Here is a 204-nt window from a genome sequence, read left to right on the forward strand (position 1 = left end):
GCGGAGCATCCCGGCGACGTTGAGGTCCTCGACCACGATCGTGCCGTACTCGGCGGTCACGGCGGTGGTGAGCTTGTGCAGGGCGTCTCCGCGGAGGTTCGCCACACGGTGGTGGACCTTGTTGCGGGCGGCGTTGGCCTTCTCCCACCGCTTCGACGCCTTGCGTCCGGTGCGCCGGTCGGGGCCCTGGCGTCGGGAGACGAC

The 204-nt window shown here is 71.1% G+C and carries 1 protein-coding gene; it reads right to left on the reverse strand.

Annotation, left to right across the window (positions count from 1 at the left end):
• A partial coding sequence (locus tag KUM49_RS47060; RefSeq protein ID WP_217243158.1) for a transposase occupies positions 1–204 on the reverse strand: 204 nt, incomplete at both ends.

Origin of the sequence: Streptomyces sp. AC555_RSS877, assembly GCF_019049245.1 — a bacterium.
Lineage (GTDB): Bacteria > Actinomycetota > Actinomycetes > Streptomycetales > Streptomycetaceae > Streptomyces.